Genomic DNA, 18,806 nt, shown 5'->3' with positions numbered 1-18,806 from the left:
GCGGCACGGCGAAGGGCGGCCGTACGGAAGTCCCCGTACGGCCGCCCGGACGGCGGACGGCGGGCGCACACGGCGTGCGCCCACCGGCGCTGTCACAGCTTCTGGAGCATGCCTTCGATCTCGTCCACGGCACCGAGGGCGAAGGTGTAGTTGGGCATCAGGAAGTGCTTGGAGGTGAACGCCCGGCCCGCCTTCACCGCGGGGACCTTCTTCCACAGCTTCTGGTCGAGCAGCTGCTTGGTGGTGGGCGTGGGCTTCCCGTCGAACTGCACGGGGTAGATGAGCGCGGTGCAGTCGTCCAGGACGTCGATCTCCTCGTAGCTGCGGGTCACGAACCCGGCCTCGTCATCGGGGAGGCCCGCGCCGATCTTCAGGCCTACCTCGCGCATCACCGTCACCAGCGGGGTGCCGAGGAAGAACTTGCCGCTCGGGCCGCCGCTGAGGGGTGCCCAGGTGGACGTCGCGATCTGCTTGCGGTACTTGGTCCTGACCTCCTTGAGACGGGTCTCGTACCTCTTCTTGAGCCCGGTGAGTTCGTCCTCGCGGCCGACGGCACGGGCGACCTTCGCGACCTGCTCGTGCCAGAGCGCGCCGCTGGTCCCCCAGTCGAAGAAGGCGACGGGCGCGATGTCGCCCAGCGGCTTGGTCTTGGCCCGGTAGAACTGATCGATGATCAGGTCCGGCTTGAGGGTGGCTATCGCCTGGGAGTTGGGCGTACCGGCGGCCCCGACGGTCTTGACGTCCTTCAGGCGCGCGTAGTCCTTCTCGGGCATCAGCGTCTGCACGGCGGTGCCGTCGGGCACACCCACGGGCACGAGGCCGAGCTCCAGGAGCATCAGCGCCGCGTAGTTGTCCGTGACGACGACGCGCTCGGCCTTCCGGGGCACCTCGACGGTGCCGTCGTCGGTCTTGACGCTGCGCGCGCCGCCGTCGCCCGCTCCCTCACCCTTCTTGTCACTCTTGTCGCCCTTGTTGCTGTCCGACGACTCGCTCACGCCGCATGCGGACAGCCCCAGGAGCGCCGCTGTGCCAGTGAGTCCTCCCAGGATCCGTCTCCGGTCCAGGGATGTGGACATGATGCGTGAACGGGGCATTTCTCGAACTCCTCCGTCGTGCTTGCGGTTTGCTCGTCCCACGCCTGTGACCAGGCCGGGAAAGGTAAGGCTTGCCTAAGTTACTCCTTCCGAGCAAGATCTAGGGCATCGGTCGGGAAGTTCGCTGTGAGGGGTTTTCGAGGAATGAGTGGCGTGTCGGGCGAAGAGCAGCACAACGCAAGCCGCCGACCAGGCAGTCTTCATGTGACACGGGTGCGCGAGGTGTGTCGTGTCACACCTCGTATGGCTCGAATCACCTTCGGCGACGAGGAGTTGACCGGGTTCCTGAGCAACGGCACCGATCAGCACGTGGCGATGTACTTCTACGACCCGGACGTCGAGCTGCCCCGTCCTTTCACCACCGAGAGCGCCAAACGGCTGCTGTCCACGGCCCGTCCGCGGCTGCGCCGCTACACCATCCGCCGGCACCGCCCCGAACGCGGCGAGGTGGACATGGACTTCGTCCTGCACGGCGCCGACCAGCTCGCCTCCGGCTGGGCGCAGCGCGTGCAACCGGGCGACGAGGCCATCTGGTTCGGCCCGAGCCCCGCCTACCCGCTGGCGCCGGGACCCGGGTGGACCGTGCTGCTCGGCGACGAGACCGCGCTCCCCGCGATCGGCGTCCTGCTGGAGGAACTGCCCCCGGGCCACCGCACGGACGTCCTCGTCGAGGTGGCCGACCGCGACGAGGAACAGGACCTCCCCACCCGCGCCGACGCCCGCGTGCGCTGGCTGCACCGCGACGGCAGACCCGCCGGGGACCTGCTGCGCGAGCACGCCCTCGACCTGGACCTGCCGACCGGACGCGGCCGCATCTGGGGCGCCGCCGAACGGGACACCGCACGCGGCCTGCGCCGCCACTTCGTGCACGACCGCGGCGTCGCACGCGCCGACACCCACCTCACGGCCTACTGGACCCGGGGCGAGACCCAGGACAGCGAGGTCTGAGCGCGCGATGCAGCACGCACACCACGGCCGCGGCCGCGCAGGCCGTCCCGGTGGCGAGGGCCGCCACCGACACCCGCAACCACCGACGGAGGTCGACGGAGCCATGCTGGTTCTCTGCACGGGGCGTGCGGCATGACGACGACCCCCACCGCCGCGCCCGCCACGACCTCCACCGCCCCGCCCGCCGCGGCACCTGCCCGCGCCGAACCGCTGCGCCTCCTCGCCGGATGTCTGCGCGGCAGCGCCGTCCTCGTCACCCTGTCGGTGCTCGGTGGCCTCGTCTACCAACTGGCCCTCATCTCCATGCCCTGGCTCATCGAACGTGCCGTGGACCGGGGCATCGTCGGACACGACGACGGGGCGCTGCTGCGCTGGTCGCTCGCGATCGTCCTCGCGGGCGTGGCCGCGGCCGGCGCCGAGATGGTCCTCGGCTGGTTCGCCACTGTGTCCGGGACGCTCCAGGGCAACCGCCTCTACCTCGCCCTCGCCGACCGGATCTCCGCGCTCGACACCCGCGCCCTCGGCCGCTTCGGCGAGGGCGACCTCGGCATGCGCGGCACCCGCGACGTCGACCTCGTACGGATCTGGCTGATGGGCTTCGGGTCCTTCGTGACCGGCCTGATCGGCTTCGTGGTGATGATCGTGGCCATCGTGCGCCTCGACCCGCTGCTCGCCGTGGTCTGCCTCGTCTGTGTGCCGCCCCTGGTGTGGATCAACACCTACTGGTTCCCCAAGCGCTTCGGGAAGGCCAACACGGCCCTCTCCGCCGCCCACGGCAGCCGCGCCGACGCCGTCGAGGAACTGCTCTCCGCCAGCGCCGCCGTCCGCGGCATCGGCGGCGAACCCGAACTGGTACGACGGCACGCCACCCGCAGCGCCGCGGTCAGCGAGCACACGCTGCGCACCGCCCGGATCTCGGCGAACTGGGCCGCGCTCTCCCCGTTCGTGCCCGCCGCCGCCCTCGCCGCGGGCCTCGGCCTCGGCGGCCTCGCCGTGCTGCGCGACAGCATGACGGTGGGCGGCATCGTCGCGTTCGCCGGGTGGATGAGCATGCTGGTCATGTGGGTCGGCGTCCTCACCCTGCGGCTCAGCCAGCTCAGTCAGGCCGTGACGGCCGCCCGCCGGCTCCAGGAGGTCCTGACGATCCCGCCCGCCGGGGCCGCCGACGGCGGCCGGCTGATGCCGCGCCAGGGCACGCTGACCGCCGTGCGGGTGAGTGCCGAGGCCGGCGGCAGGATGGTCCTCGCCCCCGTCTCCCTGACCGCCCGCCCCGGTGAACTCGTCGCCGTCACCGGCCCCATGGCCTCGGGCAAGACCACGCTCCTGCGGATCCTGGCCGGCCTCGCCACCCCCGCGGGCGGCACGGTCCACTTCGCCGGCACCTCCCTCGACGACGTCGCCCCCGACCGGCTGCACGCGCGCATCGCGTTCGTGCCCCAGCGCCCCGTCACCGTCAGCGGCACCATCGCCGACAACCTCCGTCTCGGCGCCGACCTCACCGACGACGACCTTCGCGAAGCCTGCGCGGTGGCCGCCCTCGACGGCTTCCTCGCGGGTCTGCCCGACGGCCTGGAGACCGAGGTGGGCGAACGCGGCAGCACGCTGTCCGGCGGCCAGCTCCAACGCCTCGCCCTGGCCCGCGCGGTGCTGCGCCGCCCCGCGGTCCTCCTCCTCGACGACATCACCTCCGCCGTCGACGCCGCCACGGAACGGACCGTCCTGGAGCGGCTGCGCGCCTGGTCCGAGGGAACGGCCGTGGTGTGCGCCACCCACCGAGAAGCCCTCCTGGAGGCGGCCGACACCGTCGTCACCCTCAAGGAGCCCCCGGCCGCGGCCGCCCCCACGACGCAAGAGACGGAAGAGCAGGTGGCCCACGGTGGCTGAACAGCAGCGGCTGACCGCTACCCCCGACCAGCGCGCCGTACTGCGCCGTGCCTGGCCCCATATGCGCGACCACAAGCGGGGCATCGTCACCGCCCTGGGCTGCAGCGCCGCCGCCACCCTCACGGCGGTCGCCGTACCGGCGGTGATCGGCGCGGGCGTCGACCAGCTCCTGGAGCGCGACCGCGCCGGGCTGATGACCGCCGTGGCCGTCCTCGCCGCGCTCGCGGTGGCCCGCCTCGTCCTCTTCCGGCAGGCGGAGCTGCTCCTGACGACGGTCGGCGAACGCGTCGTACGGCGGCTGCGCGACCTCGCGGTGAAACGGCTGTCCCGCGCCCCCCTGCGCTTCCTGGAGGCGCACCCCTCCGGGGACCTGCTGCGGCGTACGACGACCGAGATCGCGGACCTCGCCAACTTCGTCCGCGGACAGCTGCCCGACGTCCTCACGGTGGCCGGCTATCTGCTCTTCACCACGGTGCTCCTGCTCACCTACTCGCCCCTCCTGACGCTGGTCCTGCTCGTGGTGTTCGTGCCCGCGATCGTCTGTGTGCTGCGCCTGTTCAAGCGGGTCGCGAACCCGGCCTTCGCCGCCGAGGCGGCCGCCGCGGGCACCGTGGCCACCACCTACCGCGAACTGGTGCAGTCCCGGGAGATGCTCCAGACCAGCGGCGGCGTCGGATTCTGGCGGCAGCGCTTCCTCAAGGACAGCGAGCACCGCTACCGCAGCGCACGGCGCAGCCAGCGCTCGCTGTTCGTCATCAGCCTCTCCCGCGTCGTGCAGGGCGTCACCACCGCCGTCCTGCTGCTCGTCGGCGGGTGGCTGGCCGACGAGGGCACGATCAGCGTCGGCGCCGTCGTGGTCTTCGTCCTCGCGACCCGCCAGCTCTTCGACTCCGCGACGCAGGCCTCGAACCTGGTCGGCCAGCTCCAGCTGACACTGGTCGGGCTCGCCCGGCTCCTCGACCTGCTCGACGTGACGTCCGGACGCCCCGGGGCGGACGACGGCGATCCCGCGAACACCGACGAGGCCGACAAGGCCTACGAGGCCGACGAGGTCGGCGAGGCCGACGACGCGAGCACGCACAAGGAGTTCGTCACCGCCGCACGCGGCCCCCTGGAAGTCCACGACGTGCACTACTCGTACGTGACCGCGACCGAGGTCCTGCACGGACTGTCCCTGCGTATCGCACCGGGTGAGCGCATCGGCCTGGTCGGCCCCACCGGAGCGGGCAAGACCACGCTGGCCAAACTCGTCACCGGCCTCTACACCCCCGACTCCGGCAGCGTCAGCTACGACGGCGTCGACCTGCGCGACCTCACACCGCGGGAGCTGCGCACCCGTGTCGTCCTGGTCCCCCAGCGCGTCCACATGATCGACGGAACCGTCCTTGAGAACCTGGGCCTCGTGCCCGGGAACCCGGACGAGGACCGCGTCAGGACCGCCGTCGCGCACCTCGGCCTCACGGACTGGGTGGCCGGTCTCGACGAGGGCCTGCACACCCGGCTCGGCGGGGGCGAGGGCATGCTCTCCGCGGGCGAGCTGCAACTCGTCGGTCTGGTGCGGGCCGCCCTCGTCGACCCGGCCGTCCTGGTCCTCGACGAGGCGACGGCCGACATCGACCCGGAGACGGCGCACCGTCTGGAGGCGGCCATCGACACCCTGCGCGCGGACCGCACCCTCATCGTCATAGCCCACCGGGAGTCCACCATCGCGCGGCTGCCGCGCGTGGTCCGCCTCGACGAGGGGTCGGTGCTGGTCCGCTCCCCGTGAGCGTCAGGCTCCCCTGAGCGCGGTGCGTGCGAGGAGGACGTACAGGCCCGAGGCCACGACGATGCCCGCGGGCAGGGCCAGGTCCATGCCGCCCAGGGCGTGGGCGATCGGCCCGGTGTACAGGGTGTTGACGCACAGGGCGGACACGGCGACACCCCCCGTGAGGGCGAGCGCCCCCGCCATGTTGACCCCGGCCGTGTACCAGAAGGGGCCGGTGGGCGTCTCGTCCATCAGGGCGGGCCCGTCGTAGCGGTTGCGGCGCAGCACGATGTCCGTGGCGTAGACGGCCATGGCGGGTCCGAGCAGGACGACGGTGAGCTGAAGGACGTTGCTGACGGTGTCGAGGAAGTCGGAGACGAGGAGCCCGTAGAGGGTGAGGGAGACGGCGGCGGTCCCGTCGGCGAGCACGCTCAGGGAGCGGCGGATGCGGATGCCGACGGCCTGGAGGGCGAGCCCCGCGCTGTAGGCGGTCAGGGCGTTGATGGCGATCGTGCCGAGGACCAGGGCGAGAAGGAAGACCGGGTCGAACCAGCCCGGCAGGAGCTGCTGGAGCCCCGACTGCGGATCCGTCATGTCGACCGCGGTCGCGGCGCAGGCCCCCAGCGAACAGACGACGACGCTCGGCACGAACCCGCCGAGCGCCGTCCAGCCCATGACCGCCCGCCGCGACGCCGTGCGCGGCAGATAGCGTGCGAAGTCCGCGCTGGTGGTGTATGAGAGCGGCCCGGCACCGATGAGGGTGACCCCGGCCAGCAGCATCGTCCACAACTCGGTGCCGCTCGGCGCGGTGGACGGCGCGTACGAGAAGTCGGTGTGCCGGAACACGCCGACGGCGACGACGGCGAACACGGCGGCGAGGGCCAGCGTGATCGGCAGATACAACTTCATGATCATGCCGTGGCCGTAGACGCCGATGGTGAGCGTGAGCGCGGCGACGACCAGGACCACGACCACCTTGACACCGGTGCTCGCCGTGACACCGGCCTTCTCGACGAGGGAGAAGGCGGCGGTCGCGGCGGCGGCCAGGTTCAGCGCGAAGTAGCAGACGGAGATCATCCAGCCGACGACCGCGTTGTTGACGCGGTTGCCGCGGATTCCGTAGATCGCGCGCGTGATCACTTCGCTGGGCGCGCCCGCCGCCGGGCCGGATACGGCGAGCAGGCCCGTCAGGAGCCAGAACAGGCTGCCCACCACGATCACCGCGAAGGCCTGCGCCAGGGTCAGGCCCATGAGGACGAGGGTGCCGCCGATCACGAGGCTCAGGTAGTTGACGTTCGCCGCCGCCCAGACGGAGAACAACTGCCGCGGGTGGCCGTGGCGTTCCCGCTCCGGGATGTGGTCGATGCCGTGGGCCTCGACGCGCCCCGCCCGGTCCGCGGCGGGCGGCGCCTCCGGGCGGTCCGCGCAGGTGCTCTCGTGCGGGTCGGGAATCGTGGATGCCATGCGGCCCTCCGGATGCTGATATGGCACCTGCTTGCTTATTGGTCGCACACTCAATAGCATTGATTCCATGCCGTCAAGCGTTCCGAACAAACGAATCCGCAAATCTCCAGCGGCCAGACGTGCGGAAATCGTTGCCGCAGCCGCTTCGGTCGCGCTGACCGAGGGACTGGAGTGCATCACCCTGCGGCGCGTCGCCGAGGAGCTCGACGTCCGGCCGGGTCTGATCAGCCACTACTTCCCGGTGGCGGACGACCTCGTGGCCGAGGCCTACGGCACCGCCGCCGCCTCCGAACTGGAGGAACTCCTCCCGGCCGACCGGTCGGGCGCCACGCCCACCCGGCATCTGGCGCGGCTCCTCGCCCGGACGACGGGGGAGGCCTACGACGACATCAGCCGCCTCTGGCTCAACGCCCGCCACCTCAGCCGGTACCGCCCCGCCCTGCGCGCACGCGTCGGCGTCCAGGAGGCCGCCTGGCGCGACCGCATGGAAGCGCTCATCCGGGACGGCGTCGCACAGGGCGAATTCCGCACCGCCGACCCGCTGGTGACGGCCATTCAGATCCTGGTGGTCCTCGACGGCCTCGGCATGCTCGTCAACAGCGCCGCCACGAGCGAGGACCCGCCGGCGGTGCGGCGGCTCCCGGTCACGACGGCGGAGCGTGAACTCGGCCTCGCCCCGGGTACGTTGGGGGCGATGCCGGACGACTCGGCTCCGACGGCCGACTCCGGTGGGGTGGGCGGACCCCGGGGGGCCGCGCGCTGACGCCGACGCGCCCGTCGGCCCTGCGCTTCCGCCGTCCCGGCAGTGCCGGACGCCGCCCCTGCCGATCGGCGACGCGCCGACGGCCGCATGCCGTCCGCGTCCACTGTCCTTGGGGGCTGCTGCCGCGCGGATGTAAGCGATGGCCCACGTCCACTGTCCGCGGGGGCTGCCGCGCGGACGTCTCCGACCGCCTACGTCCACTGTCCTTGGCGACTGCCGCCCGGACGTAACCGACCGCCCACATCCACAGTCCTCGGCAGCCGCCGCCCGGCCGCAACCGACCACCCACGTCCACGGATCAACCCCCGGACCTAGACCCGGGCCCGGCGGCGGCCCACCGGTCCGTCGGGAACCCACTCGGCGGTCCCAATCGCCCCCCGCCCCCCCGCACCCCCCGCACTGAGCCCACCAGAGCCAAGGAGCCCCTATGAGCACCTCCCTCGTCCTGCTTTCGGCCCGGCTGCTCGACCCGGTCACCGGTGAGCTGCTGCCGCAGACCGCGCTCGCCGCGGCCGCCGGGCGCATCACCGCCCTCGGCGACGACGCGGAGATCCGCTCGCTCGCCGACACCTCGACCACGGTCCTCGACCTGGGCGGCGCGGTGGTGACCCCCGGCCTGGTCGACGGCCACATCCACCCCGCCACCGGCGCCGACCTGACGCACGGCCTCGACCTGTCGGGCTGCGCCGACGTGGAGCAGGTGCGGGCGGCACTCGCCCGCGCGGTGCGCGACCTCGCCCCCGGCGCCTGGCTCCAGGGCTGGGGCCTCGACCCCAACGTCTTCGCCGGGGGCCCCGTCGGGATCGCCCCTTTCGACGCCGTCCTCGACGGCGTGCCCGCCCTGCTGCTGCTCTTCGACGCGCACTCCATGCTGGCCAGCAGGCGCGCCCTCGAACTGGCCGGGGTCACTGGTCCGCGCACCTTCGACCAGGCCACCGCGGAGGTCGTGTGCGACGCCGCGGGCCGCCCCACAGGACTGCTCCTCGAAGAGGCCGCCTGCGCGCTCGTGGAGGGCGCCGCCCCGCAGCCCACCCGCGAGGAACGGCTCGAACGGCTCGCCGCCGCCCTGCACACCATGGCAGCCGCGGGCCTCACCGGCGGCCACGCCATGGACGCGAACGGCGACAGCCTCGCCTTCTACGGCGAACTCGACGCGGCCGGAAGGCTGCCGCTGCGGCTGCGAGTGGCCCCCTGGTGCCAGCCCGGCACCGGTGCCGACGGCGTGCGCGCGCTCATCGAGCAGCAGGGCACGGGCGGCAGGCTGTGGCAGACCCGCGGCGTGAAGATCTTCATGGACGGCACCATCGACAACGGCACCGCGTGGCTCGAACACCCCGACTGCCACGGCGAGTCCCGGCATGCGTTCTGGCCCGACCCCGAGGAGTACACCCGTGTCGTCGGCGAACTCCACCGCGCCGGGGTGCCCACCGCGACGCACGCCATCGGTGACGCCGCCGTACGCCACGTACTCGACGCCGTCCAGAAGGCCCAGGCCGAGGACAGCAGGCCGGTGCGGCACCGCGTCGAGCACATCGAGACCGTCCCGGACGACACCCTGCGCCGGTTCGCCGAACTGGGCGTCGTCGCCTCCATGCAGCCGACCCACTGCTGCGACTTCACCCGTGCCGACCACACCGACAACTGGTCGCGCCGCCTCGGCGAGGAGCGGGCCTCCCGGGCCTGGCGCTGCCGCGACCTGCACGACTCCGGTGCCGTCGTCGTCCTCGGCTCCGACTGGCCGATCGCCCCGTCCCCGCCGCTCGGCGTCATGGCGGGAGCCCGCCACCGCCGCCCCAGCCGGGACCTCACCCTCCCGCCGCACGGCCCGCAGCAGGCGCTCACGGCCCTGGAGGCCCTCCAGGGCATGACCGTCAACGCCGCGTACGCGGCGGGCGAGGAGCACGAGGCGGGCCGTATCGCGGTCGGCCACCGCGCCGACCTGACGGCGTTCGGCGGCAACCCGCTGACCACCGAGGCCACGGAACTGCCGGACCTCCCGGTCCTGCTCACCGTCGTCGACGGCGAACCCGTCCACCGGGACACCCGACTGTGACACCGGCACAGCCCCCGTCCGCCTCGCACTGACGCACGCCGCGCGAGGATGGGAGCATGACCTCCCCCTCGCGCGCCCACTCCTTCAACTCGGCCGCCGCCCAGTACGCCGCGAACCGGCCCTCCTATCCGCCCGCCCTGCTGGACGCCGTGGAGGAGATCGGCGGCAGGCCGCTCGCAGGGGCCCGCGCCGCGGACGTCGGCGCGGGCACCGGCATCGCCACGGCCCTGCTGCGGGAGCGCGGCGCACGGGTGCTCGCCGTGGAGCCCGGGGACGCCATGAGCGCCGAGCTGCGCCGCGCGCTGCCCGGCGTGCCCGTGGTGCGGGGCGACGGCAACGCGCTGCCGCTCGCCACGGACTCGCTCGACCTGCTGACGTACGCCCAGTCCTGGCACTGGACCGACACCGACCGCTCCGTGCCCGAGGCGATGCGGGTGCTGCGTCCTGGCGGGGCCCTCGCGCTGTGGTGGAACACGGACGCTGCCGACGCGCCGTGGGCCGTCGCCCAGCGGGAGCGGATCGCGCGGGCGTGCGGGGTGCGGCCCGCGGCGCGCCGCCATCTCGACGACGAGGACGCCGGGCGCCTCGCGGGCCTGGGCGAGCTCCCCTTCACACGGCGCAAACTGTCGTGGAACCGCACCGTCCCGCTCGACACCCACCTCGCCAACGTCACCAGCCACTCGCCCTTCCTCGTCCTGGACGCGGCGCGGACGGCGGAGTTCCTGGCCGAGGAGCGGGCGCTGCTGAGCGAGTTGTTCCCCGAGGGGACGGTGGAGGAGGCGTACGAGGTGGACGTCCTGGTGGTACGGCGTTGACGCCGTCCGTGCGGAGCACCGCGGATCACTACTCCCGGTGGTGTATGCGGCACACCGAGCCCCCTCCTGCCGTGAGGGGGTGAGGACCTTCTCTCAGCGACGGTCCAGGTGGCGCTGCCGCTGCTGCTCGGCGAGGTGGTGCGGACGCGGCGTCAGCCGCTGCGCGAGTACGCGGACCGGGCGGCGCGGGCCTGGGCCGACCGGGAGCGGGAGGCGGCCCGGCGCGTACGGGAGGAACGAGTGGGGGCGGCGTCGCCGTGACGCTGCGGCAGGACGACACGGTGGCCCGGCCGCCCTCGGCGGGGGTCGGGCTCGCGGTCCACCGCATCGTCCAGGAGACGCTGACCAATGTCGTCAAGCACTCCGGCGCCAGGCACGCGACGGTGTCCACGCATCTCGGCGCCGGGCTGCCGACCGTTGGGGTCAGGGACGACGGAACACCGCGGCCGACGACAGCATCACGTACGGACCGTTTCCGGAGGGCGGCTTCCACGTCCGGGCCAGGTTTCCCACGCGGCATCCGGACAGCGACGGCCCGCCAGCGCGACACTCGGACGGGAACAGCCGCGAGGCGGCACCGGAGACGGATCCGGAGACGGATCCGGAGACGGCACCTTCGGGAACGACCACGAGAGCGGAGGCCGGACATGACGGTGCGTGTGGTCCTGGTCGATGACCAGACCGTCGTCCGCGCGGGCTTCCGCGCCCTGCTCGACCTCACCGACTACCTCTTGGTGGTCGCCGAGGCGGCGGACGGGCTGCGGGCGGTGGAGGCGGTGCGCACCACCCGCCCCGACGTCGACCTCATGGACATCCGCATGCCCGGCGTCGACGGCATCGAGGCGACCCGTCGGATCGCGGCCGACCGCGTCCTGGACCTCGTACGCGTCAACATGCTCACCACGTACCGGATCGACGAGTACGTCTTCAAGGCGCTGCGGTACGGCGCCGCGGGCTTCACTCCGCGGGCGCCGTCACCACCGTCGTCGGCGTCCTGCTGCTGCCGTCCCTCGTCGGCCCGCTCCTCGGCGACGCGCAGCGCTGGGTCGCGGGTGTCTGGTGTCTCGCCGACGGCGGCCCTGAGGGGCTGACCCAGACGTCGAACGCGAGCGCGGACACCGGCGGACACCGTGGGGAGCCTGCCCGCGTGGCCGTCGCTGCTGCTGGTCACCGCGTACTCGGCGGCGCTGCTGCTGACGGCCGCGGTCGTGCTGGGCAAGAGGGATGCCTAGCGGAGGGATGCCTGGCGGAGCCGGTCGGCAAGACCGGCCGGGCGGTCGGCCAGTGCGCTCGGTGAGTGCGGTCGGCCGGTCGCGGCAGCCGGGGGTTCAGTCGGCGGAGGGCGGGCCGACGGTGAGGTGTCCGCGCAGATAGGGCAGCAGGCCGCGCTCCAGGAGCGCCTGGTGCCAGGCGGCGCGGGCGTGTTCGGCTTCCGGGTTGCCCACGGCGAGGCGGGGGTCGCCGCGGTGCGACGTGCGCGAGCGCACCGCCGTGACCAGGAGCGCGCCGAGGCCGACGATGGTGCTGGCCGCCGTCACCAGGGCGCTGGTCCACCCTGCGGTGACGAGGGTCGACGCCACGCTGCTCGCCGGTGTGGCGAGCCGGATCCCGTACCCGAACAGCAGGAAGACCGTGGCCGCGACGGCCGAGACGAGTGGCGCGAGCACCCCGAGGGCGGGGAGGAGGGACTCCGCCACCGGGCCGTTCCTGGCCGCCCCGCGGGACGGTGCCGGGGTGCCGGACGCGGGCATCACGGCGGCGCGGGCCCGCAGATAGGCCCGGTACTCGTCCGCCGCCGAGGCGGCTATCGCGTCGGCGTCGGCCAGCGCCCGAGCGCGCAGGGCGGCCACGCCGGGGGTGACCGGGCCGCGGTCCAGGGCGGTGCGGATGTCCGTGACGTCCAGGGCCAGCGTCAGCACCCACTCGAAGTCGGCCCGGTCCTCCGGACGCAGTCGCGTGGTCACCTAGGTCTCCGTCGGTCGCAGTCGTGCCGTCGCGGCTTCGGGCAGCCGCGGCTTCGGGCACTAGAATCTACAGCAATGTAGAACGATCGGAAGGCGGCGCGCGCGGCACCCGGCACCGAACTCGCCCGCGCACGGCAGGACTCGGTCGCAGACGGCGGAACCCGCCCGTCCGTAGCGGAACCCGCCCGCCTGTAGCGGAACCCGCCCGCCCGTGGCGGAACTCGGCCGCGACGGCCCGCGTTCTCCCTGACAGTGGATCAGTACGATGTCGCGCACGGCACGGTCGAAGGGAGCTGAGCTGCATGGTGGACGGCGGAGACGGCCCGCCCGGGGCGCGGCACCGGCGCCGCGGGCAGGGCCAGTTGGAGGCGCTGGTCCTGGCGTCCCTGCGCGAGGCCGACGAGGCCGTGAGCGCGGCCTGGGTGAAGGACCGCCTCGGCGGCGACCTCGCGTACACGACCGTCATCACGATCCTCACCCGGCTGCTCGCCAAGGGCGCGGTGACCCGGGAGCGGGAGGGCCGGTCCTTCGTGTGGACGGCGGCCTCCGACGAGGCGGGCCTCGCGGCCCACAGGATGCGCAAGGTGCTCGACGGCGAGAGCGACAGGGAAGCGGTCCTCGCCCGCTTCGTCACCGCTCTGTCGCGCGACGACGAGCAGGTGCTGCGGGAGTTGCTGCGGGACGCCGAGGCGGACCGGAGAGACTGACGCCGCCATGGGGTTCTTCATCTTCCTGCCGCTCGTCCTGCCGCTGACGGCGTGGCCGGTCGCGCGCCTCGCCGAGCAGCGTCTGCATCCGAACGTCGCCACCCGCCTGCTGACCGGCGTGGCCGTGGTGATGGCGGCGTGCAGCACGCTCTGCCTCGCCCTCCTCATGGTCGTGGGCACGGCCCAGCTCCCCGGCAACCCGCTGCCGGACGGCTGGTCCGACCCGCAGGTGCGCGAGGCCGTGCCGTACGAGGAGATCGCGGGCAAGGCGGCCATACCCGTACTGCTCGTGGTGGCCGCCGGATGTTGGCGCACCCTGGCCCGCCACCGCCGTGTCCGCAGGCAGGCCCACCGGGCGCTGGAGGGGTTGCCCGGTACGGGGGTCGTGGTCCTGGAGGACACGGTCCCGTACGCGTACGCGCTGCCCGGCGGACGGGGGAGCGGCGCGCTGCCCGGCGACCGCGCCGAGCAGCGTCTGGCCAGGCACCGTATCGCCAGGCACCGTGTCGCCAAGCACCATGTCGCCAAGTACGGCGGGGCCAAGAGCCGTACTGCCGCGGGTGGCAGCGTCAAGAACCGTACTGCCGCGGGCGGCGGGGCCAAGAACCGTACTGCCGCGGGCGGCAGCGCCAAGAACCGTACCGCCAGGCGCGGCAGCGCCAAGAACCGCATCGCCGACGCCGCCGCCGCCGAGAACCGCGTCGCTCCCAAGGACCGCATCGTCGTGACCGCGGGCCTGCTGTCCTGCCTCGACGCCCCCGAGCGCCGCGCGCTGTTCGCCCACGAGCGGGCGCACCTCGTGGCGCGGCACCACCGGCACCTGCTCGCCGTGCAGTTGGCGGCCCGCGCCAACCCGTTCCTGCGCCCGCTGCGCACGGCGGTCGCGTACACCGCCGAGCGGTGGGCCGACGAGGAGGCCGCCCACGCGGTCGGCGACCGCCGGGCGGTGGCGCTCGCGATCGGCAAGGCCGCCCTGGTCTCGCAGGGCGCCCCGGCCCCGACCCTCGCGGGCCTCGCCGCCCCGGGCCCGGTTCCCCGCCGCGTGGCGGCACTCCTCGCTCCCGCCCCCGGCCCGCGGAGCTGGCCCTCGCTGTTCACGTCGGTGGGACTCGCCGCGTGGACCGCCGCGGCCGGCACGCTCGCGTCGGCCATGTCGTCGGCGAACTCGACGGTGACGCTGGTGCTCATCCTGCACGCCGCGACGCCTCTGTGAGCGCGCCGCTGCTGGTCGCCCGCTGCCCCTTCGGACCACGTACGGGGGCCAGGAAGCCCGCGGCGATGCCCTGCACCAGCCGCGCCGCGCCGCGACCAGCGGGCCACCGGCCGGAGCCAGTGCTCCCCGGACGCTCACCGCACCGAAGACCGCGACCGCGGTGAGGAAGGCGCGCCGCCGCCCGAACAGATCGGCGGCCCGGCCGCCCAGGAGGAGGAAGCCGCCGTACCCGAGGGCGTACGTCCCGGTTCCCGTACGCCGACGGCAGGCGGACGACCCCGTCCCGTTCCGCCGGGCAGTGACTCCCGGACTCCCAACGAGATCCCTGACCTCCTCCCGCCCTCGCGGCTCGTTTCGTTCACACCTGGTTCGCACCGCTCTCCGTACGGTGCCGCACATGACCAACAAGTACCTGGTGGCGGCAGCCGCGGTGACCGCGGCGGGCATGCTCGCGGCCTGCACCGGAGCGGGACCGGAACCCAAAGCCGCGCACACGTCGGCACGCGCGGCGGCATCGGACGCGGGCGCGGGACGCGCACGGCCCATGTGCGATCCGCGTCTCGACGCGGCGTTCGAGCGGTGGGAGCGGGCCGGTTTCAGCGGCTCCATCGCGGTGACGACCCGGGGCAGGTCCGACTGTGTGGCGGCGTACGGCTCGGCGAACGACGCCACCGGGACACCGAACACGACGGACACCGTGTTCAGCATCGGTTCGATCACGAAGGCCGTCACGGCCGCGACGGTCTTCCGCCTCGCCGAGGACGGCAGGCTGCGGCTCGACGACCGCGCGGGCGAGCTGCTGCCGGGTCTGAAGGGGCCCGTCGCCCGGGTCACGGTGCGGCAACTGCTGCTGCACACCGGCGGCCTGAAGGGGTCGCACGGCGAGGACCACGAGCCGCTCGGCCGCACGGCGGCCCTGCGGGCGATCAGCCGTCTGGAGGTGGCGTTCCGGCCGGGCAGCGGATACGCGTACTCCAACGCCGGCTACACCCTGCTCGCGCTGATCATCGAGAAGGTGTCCGGCACGACGTACCGCGCGTACACGGCGGCGAAGACGCTGCGGCTGCCCGGCGGACGGGTCGCGGGCGGATTCTGGGACGGGGAGCCGGCTCCGTCCGGGCCCCGCGCCACCGGGTACCTGGAGAGCGGGCGGACCGGCGAACGGGGCGGCTTCGCGGGCCCGCACTGGGCGTTGGACGGCAACGGCAGCGTGGCGATGACCGCCGGCGACCTGGCGGCCTGGACCCGGGCGCTGTTCACCGCCCGCCTGGTCTCGGCCGAGTCGGCGAAGGCCATCGGCACGCCGGGTCACGACCTGGGGGAGGGCCGGGCGGAGACTCCCGGCTGGGTGGCCTTCGACGCGTCCGTGTACGGCAAGCCGTTCCTCGCGTCCTCCGGTGGCGGCGGCCAGGTGGGGCACGACGCCGTCGTCCTGTGGATTCCGCAGGACCAGCGGGCGGTCGCGATCATCTCCAACAAGCCGAGGACGACCGCCGAGGACCTCCTGAAGAAGGTGGGTCCCGCGCTGATCGCGGGCAAACCGCTCCCCGTCCCCAGGGCACCGGCGACGGCCCCCGGCCCGGGGGCTGCCGCCGCCGTCGGGAAGTACACGCTGCGCTCCGGCGGTACGTTCGACGTGCGGGCCGCCGGGGGCGGGCTCAAGGTCTCCGCCACGGGCGCGGACGCCGTCGGCGCGCTCTTCCCGCCGAAGCGGGGCGGCGCCGCCGGTGCCACGGCCGCCGACCTCCGCGCGAACGAGCGGCGCGTCCGGGACCTGCTCGACGGCAGGAGCCGGGAGGGCCGCAAGGAACGCGCGGCCCTCGAAGAGGACTTCGGCCCCCTGCGCGGGATCGACGTGGGCGCCACCCTGTTCCACGGGGGAGACATACGCACCTACGTCACCCTCACGGCCAGGAACGGGGCGCGCACCACCGGCTGGTACTCGCTCGACGCGCTGGGCGGCGTCTCCGCGGCCGAAGTCCCCACCGGGCCGCCCACGCTGGCCCTCGTCCCCGCAGGCCGGGACCGGTACCGCCCGGACGATCCCGCGGACACCGGTCCCGAAGTGACCGTCACCTTCCGCGCGGGACACATGAGCGTCACGGGTCCGGGTGGAACGGGACCGGGCGGAACGGGAGCGGGCACGACGGCGGTCGCGGTCCGCGCGGAACGACCGTCGCGGTCCGCGCCGACGGACGGTTGACTGACACCATGCGGATCCTGCTGATCGAGGACGACCCCGACCTCGCCGACGTCCTCGCGCTCGGCCTGCGCAACGAGTCCTACGCGGTCGACCTCGCCACCACCTGTGCCCACGCCGAGGAACTCCTGCGGCTCACCACGTACGACGTCGCCTGCTTCGACCTGGGACTGCCCGACGGCGACGGCCTGGAACTCGTCCGCCGTCTCGCGCGGGATCCGGAGCTGCGCCGGCCACGCCGCTCACTGGTCCTCACCGCGCGCGACGCCGTGGCGGACCGGGTCGCGGGCCTCGACGCCGGGGCCGACGACTACCTGGTCAAGCCGTTCCACTTCGCCGAACTCGTGGCCCGGGTGCGCGCCCTCGGCCGACGCGGCGAGAGCCACGGCTCGACCCTGCACGTCGGCGAACTCACCCTCGACCTCGCGGCACACACGGCCCGGCGCGCCGACACCGAACTCGTCCTGACCGCAAGGGAATTCTCGCTCCTCCGGTACTTCATGCACCACCCGGGCGAGGTCCTGTCCGCCGAGGACCTGCTCGAACACGTCTGGGACGCGCACGCCAACCCCTTCACCACGTCGGTACGGGTCATCCTCAGCCGGCTCCGCAGGAAACTCGGCGAGCCGCCCCTCATCGTGACGATCACCAACGTCGGCTACCAGCTCAAGGGGCGGCCATGAGACGCCTGTGGGGCTCGCTGCGCGTGCGGCTCGCCCTGCTCGGGTTCCTCGCCATCTACGTCCCGGCGCTGCTGCTGTTCGGGGTGGTGCTCGCCACCGACACCGAGACGACGAGGGACGGATCGGCGGGTGCTCCGGCCACCGTGGATGAGCCCCCGGAGAAGGCCAAGGAGCAGCCAGCGGAGCAGCCAACGGAGAAGGCCACTGAGAAGCCAACGAAGAAGCCCCCGGAGAAGCCCACGGAGGAGACCGTCACCGACACCACCACGCACCGGTCCGCCGCCGCGCTCTGGACCGTCCTCGCACTCGGCCCGCTCGCGGGCGGGACCGCCTGGTGGTGGGCGGGCCGCGCGGTGCGCCCCATCGACCGGGTGCGCGCGGTCGCCGACGACATCCAGGGCGCCGACCTCGGCCGCCGCATCGCCCTGCGGCACGGCCCGACCGAGGTGGTCACCCTCGCGGCGAGCTTCGACGGGATGCTCGACCGCCTGCAACAGGCCGCCGAGACCCAGCGGCGCCTCGTCGAGGAGACCAGCCACGAACTGCGCATCCCCTTGGCGGTCCTGGTCACCAACGCCGAGGTGCTCCTCGCGCACCCCGAACCCACCCTCACCGTCTACCGCCAGGGCCTGGAACGCTCCCGGTCGGCGGCCGTACGGCTGCGAGCGGTCCTCGACGAACTCCTGGTCGACGCCCGCGGCCGGGCCCGTACCCTCGATCGGCGCCCCGTCGACCTGATGGCCGTCGCCGGCGCCGTCGTCGAGGACGCCGGCGTGCAGGCGGCGGCCAAGAACACCCGCCTCTCGCTGTCCGGGCCACCGGCCGCCGTCTGCCCGGTCGACGAGCCCACGGTGCGGCGGGCGATCGGCAACCTCGTGGACAACGCCGTCCGGTACGCACCAGGCGGCACCGCGGTGCATGTCTCCGTGGAGGTCACCGGTGCCGAAGCGGCGGTCGCCGTCACCGACCACGGCCCCGGCATCCCCGCCGGGGACCAGGCCCGCGTCTTCCAGCGCTTCTGGCGCGGACGGACCGAGGCCCCCGGCACCGGCCTCGGCCTGGCCATCGCCCGCCAGGTCGCCGCGGCCCACGGCGGCACCCTCACCCTCACCTCGCCCGGTCCCACGGGTGACGGCTGTGTCTTCCGCCTCACGGTCCGCCGCTGAACGCGGGGGCGCGGACGGCCCCGCGTGCTCCGGCGGCGGAAGCGGAAACGCCCCCGAAGGACCTCGAAAACGTGTCCCCCAAGCGCCCATGACGTGCGTTCGTGA

The 18,806-nt window shown here is 73.6% G+C and carries 15 protein-coding genes and 1 pseudogene; 13 read left to right on the top strand and 3 right to left on the bottom strand.

Annotated features, from left to right (window positions below; all coding sequences use genetic code 11):
• Positions 1-92: 92 nt before the first annotated feature.
• Positions 93-995, bottom strand: coding sequence for an ABC transporter substrate-binding protein (locus tag GPA10_RS28785; RefSeq protein WP_343041425.1), 903 nt, complete (start codon positions 993-995; stop codon positions 93-95).
• A 243-nt stretch (positions 996-1,238) separates the two neighbouring features.
• Between GPA10_RS28785 and GPA10_RS28780 the strand changes: the two genes are divergently transcribed.
• The 3 genes from GPA10_RS28780 to GPA10_RS28770 all read left to right on the top strand — a co-directional run bounded on the left by GPA10_RS28780 (position 1,239) and on the right by GPA10_RS28770 (position 5,694).
• Positions 1,239-2,042: a siderophore-interacting protein gene (locus GPA10_RS28780; RefSeq protein WP_157168040.1), complete on the top strand. Its 804-nt coding sequence runs from the start codon at positions 1,239-1,241 to the stop codon at positions 2,040-2,042.
• Between the two features lie 132 nt (positions 2,043-2,174).
• The gene (locus GPA10_RS28775) at positions 2,175-3,926 is read left to right on the top strand and encodes an ABC transporter ATP-binding protein (protein WP_157168039.1); all 1,752 of its coding nucleotides are present in this window, start codon (positions 2,175-2,177) and stop codon (positions 3,924-3,926) included.
• A complete protein-coding gene (locus tag GPA10_RS28770) occupies positions 3,919-5,694 on the top strand; it encodes an ABC transporter ATP-binding protein (RefSeq protein ID WP_343041424.1) in 1,776 nt (591 codons plus the stop codon). Before GPA10_RS28775 ends, GPA10_RS28770 begins: the two co-directional genes overlap by 8 nt.
• A gap of 3 nt (positions 5,695-5,697) precedes the next feature.
• On the opposite strand, the gene GPA10_RS28765 is transcribed toward GPA10_RS28770, so the two are convergent.
• Positions 5,698-7,137: a purine-cytosine permease family protein gene (locus tag GPA10_RS28765; protein WP_157168038.1), complete on the bottom strand. Its 1,440-nt coding sequence runs from the start codon at positions 7,135-7,137 to the stop codon at positions 5,698-5,700.
• A gap of 67 nt (positions 7,138-7,204) precedes the next feature.
• Between GPA10_RS28765 and GPA10_RS28760 the strand changes: the two genes are divergently transcribed.
• The 5 genes and pseudogenes from GPA10_RS28760 to GPA10_RS28740 form a co-directional block, all read left to right on the top strand.
• Positions 7,205-7,900, top strand: coding sequence for a TetR/AcrR family transcriptional regulator (locus GPA10_RS28760; RefSeq protein WP_157168037.1), 696 nt, complete (start codon positions 7,205-7,207; stop codon positions 7,898-7,900).
• A gap of 427 nt (positions 7,901-8,327) precedes the next feature.
• A complete protein-coding gene (locus GPA10_RS28755) occupies positions 8,328-9,953 on the top strand; it encodes an amidohydrolase (RefSeq protein WP_157168036.1) in 1,626 nt (541 codons plus the stop codon).
• Positions 9,954-10,009: 56 nt separating this feature from the next.
• A complete protein-coding gene (locus GPA10_RS28750) occupies positions 10,010-10,768 on the top strand; it encodes a class I SAM-dependent methyltransferase (RefSeq protein ID WP_058850933.1) in 759 nt (252 codons plus the stop codon).
• A gap of 108 nt (positions 10,769-10,876) precedes the next feature.
• On the top strand, positions 10,877-11,029 hold the full coding sequence (locus tag GPA10_RS28745; protein ID WP_157168035.1) for a hypothetical protein: 153 nt from the start codon (positions 10,877-10,879) through the stop codon (positions 11,027-11,029).
• A 386-nt stretch (positions 11,030-11,415) separates the two neighbouring features.
• Positions 11,416-11,727, top strand: a pseudogene (locus tag GPA10_RS28740) (response regulator); the annotation flags it as partial.
• A gap of 369 nt (positions 11,728-12,096) precedes the next feature.
• Here GPA10_RS28740 and GPA10_RS28730 read toward each other — a convergent pair.
• The gene (locus GPA10_RS28730) at positions 12,097-12,732 is read right to left on the bottom strand and encodes a hypothetical protein (RefSeq protein WP_343041422.1); all 636 of its coding nucleotides are present in this window, start codon (positions 12,730-12,732) and stop codon (positions 12,097-12,099) included.
• 302 nt (positions 12,733-13,034) lie between these two features.
• Between GPA10_RS28730 and GPA10_RS28725 the strand changes: the two genes are divergently transcribed.
• The 5 genes from GPA10_RS28725 to GPA10_RS28700 all read left to right on the top strand — a co-directional run bounded on the left by GPA10_RS28725 (position 13,035) and on the right by GPA10_RS28700 (position 18,701).
• The gene (locus GPA10_RS28725; protein ID WP_157168034.1) at positions 13,035-13,439 is read left to right on the top strand and encodes a BlaI/MecI/CopY family transcriptional regulator; all 405 of its coding nucleotides are present in this window, start codon (positions 13,035-13,037) and stop codon (positions 13,437-13,439) included.
• Positions 13,440-13,446: 7 nt separating this feature from the next.
• On the top strand, positions 13,447-14,652 hold the full coding sequence (locus GPA10_RS28720) for a M56 family metallopeptidase (RefSeq protein ID WP_157168033.1): 1,206 nt from the start codon (positions 13,447-13,449) through the stop codon (positions 14,650-14,652).
• A 397-nt stretch (positions 14,653-15,049) separates the two neighbouring features.
• The gene (locus tag GPA10_RS28710) at positions 15,050-16,855 is read left to right on the top strand and encodes a serine hydrolase domain-containing protein (RefSeq protein WP_157168032.1); all 1,806 of its coding nucleotides are present in this window, start codon (positions 15,050-15,052) and stop codon (positions 16,853-16,855) included.
• An 8-nt stretch (positions 16,856-16,863) separates the two neighbouring features.
• Positions 16,864-17,535 carry a response regulator transcription factor gene (locus tag GPA10_RS28705; protein ID WP_157168031.1) on the top strand — a complete coding sequence of 224 codons (672 nt, stop codon included), beginning with the start codon at positions 16,864-16,866 and terminating at the stop codon, positions 17,533-17,535.
• Entirely contained in the window at positions 17,532-18,701 is a 1,170-nt protein-coding gene (locus GPA10_RS28700; protein ID WP_157168030.1) for a HAMP domain-containing sensor histidine kinase, read from the top strand. The genes GPA10_RS28705 and GPA10_RS28700 overlap by 4 nt, the downstream gene beginning before the upstream one ends.
• The last annotated feature ends 105 nt before the right edge of the window (positions 18,702-18,806 follow it).

It is taken from the genome of Streptomyces typhae (assembly GCF_009755605.1).
GTDB classification, from domain to species: Bacteria; Actinomycetota; Actinomycetes; order Streptomycetales; family Streptomycetaceae; genus Streptomyces; species Streptomyces typhae.
Note: the sequence above shows the minus strand (reverse complement) of the source record. Positions and strands in the feature narration are given on the sequence as shown.